Origin of the sequence: Micromonospora orduensis, assembly GCF_006228125.1 — a bacterium.
Taxonomy (GTDB): Bacteria; Actinomycetota; Actinomycetes; order Mycobacteriales; family Micromonosporaceae; genus Micromonospora; species Micromonospora orduensis.
Genome location: NZ_VDFY01000277.1, coordinates 1 through 12360, shown reverse-complemented (window position 1 = coordinate 12360; position 12360 = coordinate 1). Strand labels below are relative to the sequence as shown.

Annotated in this window: 12 protein-coding genes and 1 pseudogene; 4 read left to right on the top strand and 9 right to left on the bottom strand. The window is 70.0% G+C overall.

The window, feature by feature from the left end:
- Both FHG89_RS29930 and FHG89_RS29925 read left to right on the top strand, forming a co-directional pair.
- Positions 1-302, top strand: a pseudogene (locus FHG89_RS29930) (hypothetical protein); the annotation flags it as partial.
- 45 nt (positions 303-347) lie between these two features.
- A complete protein-coding gene (locus tag FHG89_RS29925; protein WP_139587737.1) occupies positions 348-881 on the top strand; it encodes a WapI family immunity protein in 534 nt (177 codons plus the stop codon).
- Between the two features lie 9 nt (positions 882-890).
- Here the strand turns inward: FHG89_RS29925 and FHG89_RS29920 are convergent, their stop codons facing one another.
- The gene (locus FHG89_RS29920; RefSeq protein ID WP_139587736.1) at positions 891-1583 is read right to left on the bottom strand and encodes a hypothetical protein; all 693 of its coding nucleotides are present in this window, start codon (positions 1581-1583) and stop codon (positions 891-893) included.
- Between the two features lie 152 nt (positions 1584-1735).
- On the opposite strand from FHG89_RS29920, the gene FHG89_RS29915 reads away from it, so the two are divergent.
- Positions 1736-2935 carry a hypothetical protein gene (locus FHG89_RS29915; protein ID WP_139587735.1) on the top strand — a complete coding sequence of 400 codons (1200 nt, stop codon included), beginning with the start codon at positions 1736-1738 and terminating at the stop codon, positions 2933-2935.
- Between the two features lie 25 nt (positions 2936-2960).
- Here FHG89_RS29915 and FHG89_RS29910 read toward each other — a convergent pair whose 3' ends face one another.
- From FHG89_RS29910 to FHG89_RS29890, 5 genes are all read right to left on the bottom strand, one after another.
- A complete protein-coding gene (locus FHG89_RS29910) occupies positions 2961-3389 on the bottom strand; it encodes a VOC family protein (protein WP_139587734.1) in 429 nt (142 codons plus the stop codon).
- 82 nt (positions 3390-3471) lie between these two features.
- Positions 3472-6555: a DEAD/DEAH box helicase gene (locus FHG89_RS29905; protein ID WP_139587733.1), complete on the bottom strand. Its 3084-nt coding sequence runs from the start codon at positions 6553-6555 to the stop codon at positions 3472-3474.
- A gap of 102 nt (positions 6556-6657) precedes the next feature.
- Entirely contained in the window at positions 6658-7206 is a 549-nt protein-coding gene (locus FHG89_RS29900) for a GNAT family N-acetyltransferase (protein WP_139587732.1), read from the bottom strand.
- Positions 7203-8657 carry a helix-turn-helix domain-containing protein gene (locus FHG89_RS34025; protein WP_244295992.1) on the bottom strand — a complete coding sequence of 485 codons (1455 nt, stop codon included), beginning with the start codon at positions 8655-8657 and terminating at the stop codon, positions 7203-7205. The genes FHG89_RS29900 and FHG89_RS34025 overlap by 4 nt, the downstream gene beginning before the upstream one ends.
- Before the next feature lie 107 nt (positions 8658-8764).
- The gene (locus FHG89_RS29890) at positions 8765-9283 is read right to left on the bottom strand and encodes a flavoprotein (protein WP_139587731.1); all 519 of its coding nucleotides are present in this window, start codon (positions 9281-9283) and stop codon (positions 8765-8767) included.
- A gap of 220 nt (positions 9284-9503) precedes the next feature.
- Between FHG89_RS29890 and FHG89_RS29885 the strand changes: the two genes are divergently transcribed.
- Positions 9504-10586 (top strand): FAD-binding oxidoreductase, encoded by a 1083-nt coding sequence (locus FHG89_RS29885; RefSeq protein WP_167517564.1) that lies wholly within the window; start codon positions 9504-9506, stop codon positions 10584-10586.
- 5 nt (positions 10587-10591) lie between these two features.
- On the opposite strand, the gene FHG89_RS34020 is transcribed toward FHG89_RS29885, so the two are convergent.
- The 3 genes from FHG89_RS34020 to FHG89_RS29870 form a co-directional block, all read right to left on the bottom strand.
- Positions 10592-10738: a hypothetical protein gene (locus FHG89_RS34020; protein ID WP_244295991.1), complete on the bottom strand. Its 147-nt coding sequence runs from the start codon at positions 10736-10738 to the stop codon at positions 10592-10594.
- 88 nt (positions 10739-10826) lie between these two features.
- Positions 10827-11879 (bottom strand): SMP-30/gluconolactonase/LRE family protein, encoded by a 1053-nt coding sequence (locus FHG89_RS29875; protein WP_139587730.1) that lies wholly within the window; start codon positions 11877-11879, stop codon positions 10827-10829.
- Positions 11880-12089: 210 nt separating this feature from the next.
- Positions 12090-12269: a hypothetical protein gene (locus tag FHG89_RS29870; protein ID WP_208761158.1), complete on the bottom strand. Its 180-nt coding sequence runs from the start codon at positions 12267-12269 to the stop codon at positions 12090-12092.
- Between the last annotated feature and the right edge of the window lie 91 nt (positions 12270-12360).

The window sequence follows — 12360 nt, the reverse complement described above, 5'->3', positions numbered from 1 at the left end:
ACCCGGCGGCCCCGCCGCCCCGCACATCGCCGAAGCCGACGAAGGCGCCGCGCCCGTCGCCCACCACGACGCGCGATCCGCGCTGCGGCGCGCCGGTCAATCCGCTGGGGTACGACTTCTGCGGCGGCACCCGCATCCGCCGGCCGGCCGTCGAGGTGTGCGACTGGTTCGACTGCGTACCGCAGTTCTGGGCGGGACGCGGTTACCTTGTGCAGTGCCGAGATGGCTCGGTCAGCCTGGCCGGCGGCCGATCCAACGCCTGCGCCGACCACGAGGGCGTACGGCGGACCATCACCAAGTGACCGATTTGGGACCACAAGTCCGCTTCGCTCCGCCAGAATGATCGAGTGGAGATCCGGTCTGACGATGGCGCTCGGGTGCGGATCCGCCCCGTCGGCTACCAGCCCGGCATCGACCCGCCCGACGACCCCGACGGGGCCACGCCCGGCTGGCACGACTGGCTGCTCATCGAGGTGGACGCCCGCACCCCCGACGGTCAGACCTGGTCGCACCACTACCCGAGCCTCATGGTCGAGGAGGCCCGCGCGCTCGGCGGCTGGCTGCACGGGCAGGCGTCGGCGGCGCTCGGGCCCGACTCACCGCCGGCGACGGTCCGCTTCACCGAACCCAACCTGGCCCTACGGACCCGGGTGATCCGCCGCCGGCGGCTGGAGTTGACTGTCGAGTTCTCCGCCGAGTCGCTGCCGCCGTGGATGCGCCGCCCGGTCACCGCCGTCTACCCGCTGGTCCTCACCGTCTCGGCGGATCACCTCGCTGTCGCCGCCGAGCAGTGGGCCGCGCACTGCGAGGCGTACCCGCCGAGGATCCAGTCGCGGTTCCCGGCCGAGGGGCCGCTGCCGTACCGGCGGCGGGCCGGCTGACCCCGGCGACTACCGGGCGAGCGACGCCTTGGCGGCGTCGATGGCGTCGAGCAACTTCTCGTTGTACTCGAAACCGTCCTCGACGGCGGTCATGTCCACGCCGCATTCGCGCTGCCGCGCCCGCAGCAGCGTCTCCTCGATCGGGGCCACCGGAAAGGCCAGCGGGTCGAGGCCGGGCGCGAGGCCCGGCTCCTCGACCACGAGCCACCCGCTGCTCCCGTCGTAGGTGATCGCCCCGGTGGTGATGCCCCTGGTCCACTGGTCGAAGAGCGTGGCCAGGCTGGGCGCGGCACGGACCGAGTCCCATGCGTCCGGGGAGATCTCGTAGCGCCAGACCTCGCCCTCGTGCTCGCCCGCGAGGACGAACGTGAAGAGCGCGAAATCGAAGTGGAACAGCGGAAGCTGCTGCCGCCAGGGGAACGGCGTGGCGATCGACAGCCCCAGGTAGTCGAGCGCGTCCGCGTCCTCCGGCCAGGGCATCCGCCATCCGGCGTTCGGCAGCAACCGCCGGTGGGGCCAGCGCTGCGACTGCAACCAGCACAGTTGCTCCGCGACATGATCCACGTCGAAGATCCGGCGGACCTGCTCGGGTGGCTGCTCGGTCGGTGACTCGATCTCGCCGGGCCAGTCGAGGCCGGCGGCTGTCGCCGCGACACGGTACCCGCGTACCGCGTCACGCAGCACGCGCATGTCATCGAGCATCACGAAACTCCTCGGCCGCCGGAGACCCGCGCAGACTAACCGCGCGGCGCCGGCCATGGTGTCCGTCAAATCTCTCCTTACGGACCAAAGGGGAGTATCGATCGCGTCCGCGTTGCCTGTCACGTACATGAGCGGTTGTACCGCGTGTGACCGTGACCTCACTGGCATCGTCCCCGTGGCGGATCGCCTGGGCCGAGCGCGAGAACGACAGGCGTCGGCGCGCGTACCGCGACGCCACCGACGCCTGGCTGCGCCGCAACGACCACCTGGTCCGGCTCCGCATCGAAGCCGCCGGCTTCCTCGGGTGTACGCAGCCACGCACCGGCCTCCCGGTGGACCTCGACCACGACGAGCTCGTCTTCCGCGTCGTCCCCGCCGCCGAGCTGGTCGAGGCCGAGGCGCGACACATTCCCGGGCTGCCCACGCCCGGCCCGTGCGCCTTCACCGAGACGCCCGGCGGCTCCCTGCCGGTGGGCCTGCGAGTCGTCGACGCCGGCATGGCCGTCGTGACCAGCCGCCGGGTGGCCTTCGCCGGCCGCGAGCACCGGCGCGAGTGGCGGTACGCCGACCTGGTCGGCGCAGCCCACCACCCCGACGTGCCGGTCACCCTGCTGCCCGGCCACAGTCGACTGTCCGGGCTGTTGGTGCCGGCCAGCGCGGTGGTGAACTTCCGCTTCTACCTCACCCTCGCGGCCACCAGCGACCGCGCCGCCCTCACCGCCCACGTCGACGCGCTGATGTCGGCCCACCAGGATGCCCGGCCCACACCGCTGCCGCTGGTCGGGCCGGACGAGACACCGCCGACGGCGGTACGCCCGGACCGCCGGGTCACCGTCGTCGCCGCCGTCACGGCGGCGGTCATCGCGACCCTGGGACCCGGTGCCTTCGGGGCGGAACGGGACGGGCATCCGGTGGAGGCGATTCCGGTGGTGGACGTGGCGGCGGCCGTGCGGGTCCAGATGCCGGCGCGCCCCACCGGCCCGGTTCTGCCTGGCGGGCCCGTTCTGCCTGGCGGTCCGGCCTACCCGATCGGGCCGGCCGTGGCAGCGGTGCCGGTACGGCCTTCGGCCGGGGTGGTGGAGCGTCCGACGCCGAGTGCGCCGGCCCGGCCGTTCGTCCGGGCGGCCCGCCCGGCGACTCCGGCTCCATCCGCCGTACCGTCGCCCCCGTCGGTGCCGATCCCCGGCCCGACGCCCACCGTCTCGCCCACGCCAGCGTCCCCAACGCCCAGCCCATCGGTCACGCCGAGCTCGACGCCGTCCCCGTCCGACTCCACGCTGTTGACGGTGTGCCTGGACCCCCGTCAGCTCCCGCTGGTGGGTGGGCTGCTGTGCCCGCCCGCCGCGGCGTGAGTCTGCTTGGTCCGCTGTGTTCCCGTCAGCTGGTGGCGTTGAAGTCGGGGACGGTCAGGGTGCCGTCCGGGCCAAGCTGGAAGCCCGGATTCCAGGCGATCTCCCACAGGTGGCCGTCCGGGTCGGTGAAGTAGCCGGCGTAGCCGCCGTAGAACGTCTCCCGCGCCCGTTGGGTCACCTCGGCCCCGGCCCTGCTCGCGGTGGCGATCACCTCGTCGACCTCCTCCCGCGAACGGACATTCTGGGCCAGGCTGATCGCGCCCGTACCCGTGCCCTGAATGCCGGCGTCGTCGGCCAGCTTGTCCCGGCCCCACAACACCAAGGCCAGCCCTCCGGCCTGGAAGAAGACCGTCTCCTCGACCTCCTGACCCCGCCAGCCGAGCTGCTCATAGAACGCCTTCGCCCGTGCCACGTCCGTGACGCCCAGGGTGACCAGACTGATTCGCTGCTCCATGGTGGCAACCTAACGCGGGATCACTCGGGGGACGTGGCAGACGGCCTCGACGTTGTTGCCGTCGAGGTCTGACCGGCCGAGGCTAGGCGGCGATCGTCCGGGCGGTGGCGTAGACGTCGGCGGGTAGGGCGTGCTGGAGCTGCCACAGAATGCGCATGGGCCGGTCGCCGGTGTGCGACTCGTACGTCATGGTGCCGGCGTAGAGGTACGGGGGCGCGCCCAGGTCGCGGTCGGCGATCCGGGTCTCCCGGACGAAGAGGTGCACGGTCGAGCCGCCCGACGTGTAGCGCCGCCCGGTAGCCGACGCCGCCGAGGTGGTGCTCTGCGACTCCCACTGGAACAGCGTGTCGGTGATGGCGCGGTCGGCGTACATGGTGGTGGGGGAGTAGTGCGCCTCGGACTTGACGAGGGTGACGAAGAACAGGTCCGCACCGGCGTCGGGCAGCCACTTCACCCCCTCGCGCAGCGAGCCCGGGTTGGTCATCCCGAAGGCGCCGCACGCCTCGTTGCGGCTGTACCGGGCGTGCACCCGCAACGGCACCGCACCCGCTGCCACGGGCGGCGTGACCCGATGGATGCGGTCCCGCAACACGTCGGCGATCTGCCGCAACTCGGCGCAGCGCGCCGGCTCCTTCCACAGCCGCGCCAGCCGCTCGTCACGTGTCGTCAGGGGTGCGTTCGGCCCCCAGAGGCTGAAGTGCAGCATGTCCAGCAGCCGGCTGTTGCCCGCGTACATCTGCTGGCCTGGCGCGGGCGGTCCGGCCGCGACCCGGGTCAGCAGTTCCAGCCGGTCGATGTCGTCGGTGTGCAGCATCCGCCCGATGGCCCGACCCAGCTCCCGGTCATCCGGGCCGGGCGTGGACGTCTCGATGCCGGCGAGCCGACGCAGTCCCGCCCAGCCGCCGACGCTGGCGGATCGGTACACATCCTCGATCTCCAGACCGGTCTCGCGCAGGAACGTCGCCAGGCTGACGTCGCCGAGCTGCCGCAGCTCGGAGACCAGACCGGTCTTCGAGGTGGGCAGCGCCGACTTCAGGTTGGCGAGCACCACCTCCTTCGCCACCCGGTCCAGCTCGACGTGGCAACCGCTCGGCAGGCTCGGAAAGTCGTCCCGGACCGCCTCGGTGATGGCCCGCCGGCTCACCCCGGTCAGGGCACGCCAGCGCAGGTCGAAGCGGAAGTTGGCGTGCTGCCCGCCGATGAAGTCGAGCACCGTGAGGCAGGGTTTGTCGTCGTCCAGGCGCAGACCACGGCCGAGCTGTTGCAGGAAGATCGTGGCGCTCTCGGTGGGCCGCAGCATCAGGATCGTGTCGACCATCGGCAGGTCGACGCCCTCGTTGAACAGGTCCACGGTGAAGAGCACCCGCAGCTTGCCGGCCTTGAAGTCCCGCAACAACCCGGCCCGGTCGGTGCCGGCCCGCGAGGTCACCGCCGCCGCCTCGACGCCGTGCGTCCTGAACCAGTCGGCCATGAACTCGGCGTGCCCGATGCTCACGCAGAACCCCAGCGCCCGCATCCGCCCGACGTCCACCTTGTCGCTGACCGCGCGCAGCACCGACCGCGCCCGCGCGTGGTTGCCTGTGTAGACGACGTCCAGCTCCGCCGGGTCGTAGCCCTGGCCGCGCCTCCAGGCGAGGTGCGACAGATCGACGTCGTCGTGCAGCCCGAAATACTGGAACGGCGCCAACAACTGCCGCTCCAACGCGTCCCACAGGTGCAGCTCAACGGCCGCCCGGCCGTCGAACCACCGGCGCACGTCGCCGCCGTCGGCCCGGTCGGGGGTCGCCGTCAGCCCCAGGAGTACGCGGGGACGCAGCCGCTCCAACAGCCGCGTGTACGTCGGCGCTTCCGCGTGGTGGAACTCGTCCACGATCACCATGTCGTACGCCTCGGGGTCGACCTCCCGGCGGTGCAGCGACTGGATGGAGGCGAAGACATGCTTCCAGCCGTTCGGCTTCTCGCCCGCGACAAGCGTCTCGCCGAAGCTGCCGTCGCCCATGACCTGCCGGAACGTCGACAGGCTCTGCCGGAGGATTTGCTCCTGGTGGGCCACGAAGAGCAGCGAGTCCGCCCTGCCCGCGCGATGCAGCCGGCGATAGTCGAGAGCGGCGACGACGGTCTTGCCGGTGCCGGTCGCCATCACCACCAGATTGCGCCAGCGCCCGTGCACCAGGCGCTCCGCGTCCAGGTCGGCCAGGATCTCCGCCTGATACGGGTACGGGCGCACGTCCAGGTTCGATATCTCGGTCGGGGCCTGGTCGCGTCGCTCCCCGGTGAGCGCGTGCCGCAGCCGCTCGGCGTCTCGGTCCGCGTCGTAGTCCTCGAACGCCGGGTCGTTCCAGTAATCCTCGAACGTCGCCGTGAACGTGTCGATGACGTGCGGCTGCTCGATGTTCGAGATGCGGACGTTCCACTCGACGCCGTCCACCAGCGCGGTCTTCGACAAATTCGACGAGCCAACGTACGCGGTGGTGGTGCCGTTGGACCGACGGAACAGCCATGCCTTGGCGTGCAGCCGGGTGGTCCTCGTCTCGTACGACACCTTGATCTCGGCGCCCAGTTCATTGAGCCGGTCGAGCGCTCGCTGATCCGTCGCGCCCAGGTAGGTGGTGGTGATGACGCGGACCCTGCCGCCTCTGGCGATCAGCTCACGGATGGCCGGTTCGACGACGCGCAGGCCGTACCACTTGATAAACGCGCAGAGCAGGTCGACGCTCTCGGCGGAGGCCATCTCGTGGTTGACCTCGTGGCCGATCCGGGGCTGGTGACGGCCGTTGACCAGCAGCGCGCCGGTGGAGAGGGGAGTGGTCGGGCGCTGCGGGAAGGCTGGTAGCGCCGGCGGGGTTGGTGGGGCGGCGATGGCGTGGAGCAGGTGCTTGGCGTCGGTCACCTGGTCTTGTTCTGTCGCTGCCTTTGGGCTCAGGGTGGCGATGGCGTCGGCGATCTGGTTCGCCATCTCGACCTGGTGGTGGAGCTTGTCGTAGCTGCTCGGGACGGCTTGCAGGGCTCTCGCTGCCAGGGTGGCGATGTGGCGGGCGAGCGTGAGGTGCGCGTCGGCCGGGTCGAGCTTGTGGTGCTGGATCAGGGCGGGGTCAACGTGCTGGAGGCGGGTGGCTAGCTCACCGGTGATCAGGTGCTCGTAGACGCCCCGCTCAAGATCCGTCATCCTGGCACCGTAGCCGTGATCCCGTTCCGGGGTAGTACTGCGACAGGCCTTGATTCTCGATGTGTCTGGTCCGCGACAGCGACCCGCTACTTGTGACTCCGTCTAATCGACATCCACAGAAGTGCGAACCAGGACATCGAAGATTGGTGCCCCTTCCCAGTGCGGCTGAAGCTTCGTCACTTTGCTCCACCCCCAGGCTTCGTACGCCCTTTGAGCGACATCATTGTCGGAGCGAACCAAGAGTGTCGTTCGGCGCTCGGGCCGGCTCAGAACTAGCGCGTCATGCAGCGCTGCTGCGATGCCCTGACGCCGCCAGGCGGGGTGGACCAACAGCTCACTGAGCGCGAACGTGCGCGTCCCGTTCTCATCGGTGAACCCGGGCGGTGCAGGCTCGTGGATGCCTTCCCACCACCGTGTCTGCGGAGGAAGTGGGAAGCCATAGATGTAGCCGACCAAGGCCTCGTTGATCGTGGCGGTGACCATCTCCCACCCAGCTCGCTGCATATGCAGGTCGAGTTGACGTCGGTAGCGGTCCTCGCTGTGGAACTCGCCGTCATCCGGGTAGACCTCCAGGTAGAGGTCCACCAGTTGATCGAGAACCCGCTTGGCCTCGTCAGCGCTGTGGTGGCGAAGGTGCAGGTCCTCAATCACACAGCCACCGCCCGGTCGTAGGCCTCGACGAACTGACGGGTTGTCGTGGTCGCCTGCGGGGACACCGCCAGGTCCCGGCGCACCTGTGCGAGATGCTGAGTTACTCGCTTCGAGTTGATCTGGCGCACGGCAGGCAAGACGTCCAGCGCGACACCTGCCGCCTCGTTGACGTCGCCTTGCCGGTAGGCCGCCTCCGCGAGCCGCACCGTGTAGTAGACCTCGTTCCGTCGATGACCAGGCGACGGGTTGGCGGTGATCACGCGCAACGACTGCACGGCTCGCTCGGGTCTGCCGAGGGCCAGGTACGAGAGCCCTTCGATCCCGACAACCTCCTGCGCTTTCACGAAGTGCACGAAACCCTGGTCATCATCGTGAGGGCCATGGTCCAACTCGCGTCGGGCCTTGGTCATCTCTCGGTTGAATCCGCTCACATCCCTGAGCACGGCGTAAGCGTGTGCCCGGCGCAGATGCAGCAATGTGGTGAGTCGAGGCGTAGCCCAACCCGCGGAGACACGTAGGGCCGCTTCGGCGCAGTGTAGCGACTCACCGGGTTGACTCTCGCGGATCAGCAGGGACAGATGCGTGAGGGCACGCACCTCGACGCGCGGGTCGTCCGCGATTCGAGCACGGGTGATTGCCTCGTTCAGGTACGGCCCTGCCTCCGACCTACGCTCGGCGTCTATGGCGAGCCAAGCCGCCTCTATGGAGAGATCAGCCAGTGCGCTTTGGAGCGCATCGCCGACCTCTCTGCTGTAGCTCGCCTGTGCGGCCCAGGCTGACAGCCTGGTGTGAGCGTGGATCGCGACGTCGCAGAGCAGGTCGGCGCCGGCTAGGGCATCTGCTCGCCGGAGATCGTCAATCAGATTGCCCGCTAGCTGCACCTGTTCCATGCCGATGTACCTGGGCACCTCATCGGGCCCTGCGAGCAGGTACGTGTGACCGCCTGCGGCGAGGCCTGCCAGTGCGGCCAGTACGTTGAAGCGACGACGGTCCGTAGCGCCACCCCCTTGGTTTGGTGCCCGCTCCACGTTAGCCGCCACGGCTGTCCGCACGCCTTGCTCGGCCACTCGATCAGGCAGACGAAACCACAGACTCTCCGCTGGCACGCGAAGAAGCTGCGCCCAGTGCGACAGCCGGTCCAGGTGCACGAGCGGGGGGCCGTTCTCCACCCGACTCAACTGCGCCTGCGTGATGCCCAGCCACCCTGCCACCACGGTCTGCGGCAAAGCGACCCGCCCGTGGTACGGATGACAGCGGTACGCCCGGATCACTCGCCCCAGATGCCGCTCTGCCAGGGCTCGCCGCACCGGCTCGTGGTCCCAGAAGCTTGCCGGCACCACCGGTGGTGCGCTCAACCGGTCGCGTTCGGCGGCCTGGCACGGCGTACACCGGCCGGTGTCGTTGTCGCGGGCGAGCCGTCCGCCGCACCGGGGGCAGTTTACGTGGGTCACCGGCGGCTCCGTCCCGATCGCTCCATCGAACCCATCCATTGAACCCGTTGGGTGGGGATGCGGTATACGTAGCGCGTATATCGATGATGCTTCTGTGTCAGCAGGGCTTAGGACGGTCGGGCCGAGCGCAACGCCTCAATGACCACGTCCCAACGCCCCGGCCCGTGCGTTGGGTTCAGCGGCTTCCCGTCAGCGACGACAACGCCAGCGGCGCGCAGAAGCGCCACGTGACCCTCATGTGCGGGGTGAGCCGCCAGCTCCGCCTTGACGTGCGGAAAGGCGAGGATCGGTAGGCCAGCGCCCAGCGACTCGTTGAGCACGCCGAGTGCCAGGGTGTCGTTGATGCCCAGCGCCCACTTCGTCACCGTGTTGAACGTGACCGGTGCGGCCACCACCACATCGGCCGGCGGGTGCGGCTCGGGGTCGCCGGGCATGCGCCACTCGACGCGTACGAGATAGCCGGTCTTGTCCTGCAACGCCGCCCGGTCGAGCCACACTGCCGCGGTCGGGCTGACGATCATGCACACCCGCCACCCGTCGGCGATCAGGAGGTCGACCAGCTCGTGAATGTGTTCCGCCGGACCTGCGGCGCAGACGACCAGATACAGCACCGGGCGCTCCGTCATGCCCGCAGTCTGCCCGACTCGATATCGACGTGATCGGCCGCATGCGGGCCGCGCATGGCGTCAACGATCACCGTGGCATGCCGTCCTACCTGGTCAACCGCGATGGTCGACGCATGGCCCGGGGCGGGTGCCGGCTCCGGAACTGTGCCGGCCCTCAACGGCGCAGCTCCGTCCCCGCCCGCCCCGGTGCCACTCGATCCGTCAACGTCCTGGAGCCGGTATGCCCACCCCGACCGACGACGCCTGTCCCGCTCGCGTGAACCTCGCTGCCGCCTGGGCGACGGTCGACGAGAGGGCGGCCGGCGACTTCTGGTGCACCCTCGAAGACCGCCGGCCCGGTCTGCTCCCGCAGCGCGACGCGGCCCTGTTCTTCACGGCGCTGGGTCGCCTCGTGGTCGACGATGACGACGCGGCAAACCGGGCGGCGCTGCTCGTGGTGCTCGGCCGCGCGTACCGTCGCTTCAACCTGCTCCCGCACGCCACCGCCATCGGCGACGCGCTGGTCGCGACGGTCGCCCGCCACCGGCCGGAAGCACTGCGGACAGTGGCCGTAGAAAGCGCCACGAACGCCATCCGTCGCGCCGCCGCGCGGGTCGGCGACGGCCCGGCCTGGTGGCACGTCCAGGTGATCGGCCACGACCGGCCGTCGCCCGACATCGCCATCCTGACGGTACGTCCCTGGCGTCGCCTGCCCTACCAGCCAGGCCAGGCGGTCCCGGTCTGCACACCCCGCCTGCCGGGAAGCTGGCGCTGGCTTTCGCCGGCCAACGCCCCGCGCGCGGACGGCACCGTCGAGCTGCACGTCCGCGCCGTGCCCGCCGGGTCCGTCTCCCACCGCCTGGTCCATGAGGTACGCCCCGGAGAGCTGCTCTGGCTCGGCCCACCCGCGAACACCGGCCTCAGCCTCGACGCGGCGCGCGCCGATGATCTGCTGCTCGTCGCCGGTGGCACCGGGCTGGCGCCGCTGCGCGCCCTCGTCGAACAGGTCGCCGCGGCACCGGACGGCCGGCGGGTGACGCTGGTGGTCGGCGCGCGCAGGTTTACCGACCTGTACGACTCGATCAGTCTCGACAAGCTGCAGTGCGCCCACGACTGGCTGACGATCGTGCCGGCGTTCTCCGACGACGCCGGTGCCGCCCCGGCCGAGCGGGGCGACGCCCTGACCATCGCTCTTGACCTTCACCAACCCGGCCAGGACGTGTATGTCTGCGGCCCGCCCGCGATGCTGGCCGGTGCCCGGCGACGGATGCGCGCTGCCGGTATCCCGGCCGCGCGAATCCACCTGCCCGAGGGCTTCGACTGAGGGTGTTAGTCGCCGAGGGGCGGCTCGACGGTGCGCAGCCGGAGGTACGTGCCGACGAAGTACTGCTGGACATCGGTGAGCGTGTTGCCGCTGATCACCGCGCGGTACATCCGGTTGCCGCGCAGGCAGGCGGTGTAGAGCACGTCCCGCACGATCGCGATGCCGCTGCACGAGCCCTCGGCGACCGGGTACGTGTGGATCGGGGCAGGAGGGGGAGACGTCCCTTTCCGAAAGTCCTGATCAGTACGGGTAGCCGGGGACGTTCAGTCGCACGCTGTACAGGCCGGAGTCGTTCCTCGGGCCCGAGGTGACGAAGAGCGTCTGCCGATCGGAGCCGCCGAACGCCACGTTCGTCGTACCCGTGCTGCCGGATCGGATCGTGCCGAGCTGGGTGCCCGCGGGAGAGTAGACGTGGACCAGGGAGTCCGAGCCGGACGCCCAGTACACGTTTCCGGCGCAGTCGATCGTGCCGCCGTCCGGGCCGCCCACGTAGTTCACGAAGACGCTGCGGGCGCCGGTGCTGCCGTCGGGCTGGACGGCGTACTTGTAGATCTTGTTCTCGGAGTAGGCGCCCACGTACAGGGTGGTGCCGTCCGGCGACAGCGCGATGCCGTTGGGCTGGCGCAGCCGGTCGTCCACAAGCGACACCTGGCCGCCGGAGACGCGGAAGACGCTGGTACGTCCGCTCATCTGGTCCGGGCGGTTGCCGCGCTGGAAGTTGGGGTCGGTGAAGTAGACGACCCCGTCCGACCGGACGGCGACGTCGTTGGGCGAGTTGAACGCCCGGCCCTGGTAGTTCGCCGCGACGGTGCTGCGCGCCCGGTCGCTGAGCCGGTACGCGGACACCGTGCGCTGGTCGTGGGTGGCCGCGATGAGCTGCTGGGCGTCGGCGCTGAGCGCCAGACCGTTGCTGCCGGCGTTGGCGAGGAACGTGTCGAAGGTCGCCGGCGGGGTGAAGCGGCGGATCGTGGACGGCTGCACGTTGTACGGCCCGGTGCCGGCGGCCATGTCGGAGAAGAGCAGATAGCCGCCGTCGGCGATCCAGACCGGCCCTTCGAGGAACGAGAATCCACCCTGGATCTTCGTGGCCGTCACGGAACTGGCCGGCAGCGGCTGGCCGTATCCGGTCCCCGTCGGGCAGGCGCCGGGCGGTGTGCCGGGCGGATTGGCCAGCGCGACGTGAGCGCTAACATCCGCAGCGCGCGGGGACGCGGCGGCAGCGGCGGGCAGGGGTGCGGCGCTGAGCGCGAGGCAGAGACCGGCCAGGGTGGCGGTGGTGGGACGCCAGGTCATCGAATGCTCCAATCGGCGTCGGCGGTTGCGAGGGCCGTCGGTCGCGCGTGGTCGCGGGGGCCGGCACGGCGTAGAGGCGGCCGTCGATGTGGTCGTTCGGCAGCCTAAGTGACGCACTGGCGCGACGCATTGTTTTCCGGAACATTTCGCAGAGACGCTGCTCAATGCGTAACAGTGCGGCGGAATGTGTTTTCAGGGTGCCCGGTGGCGTCAGGCGTTCGTGTCGCCGAACTCGCGTACCCCGTCGACGTCAAGCGTGATCCGCCCGTTCTCGGTCCACTGCCCGGTGGCGGGCAGCCAGCTCGGGTCGTCGCGTTCGTCGAGGTCACTCCAACTGTGCCGGTGGTACCGGAGGGGTCTGCTGCACCGATAGGTGACAGTTTCAGTCACGCGGCCTGACTGGCCGGTGGGGTCATGATGGTCTCGTACTCGATAGGGGTCAACCGGGACAGGGATCGTTGGCGTCGACGGCGGTGGTAGG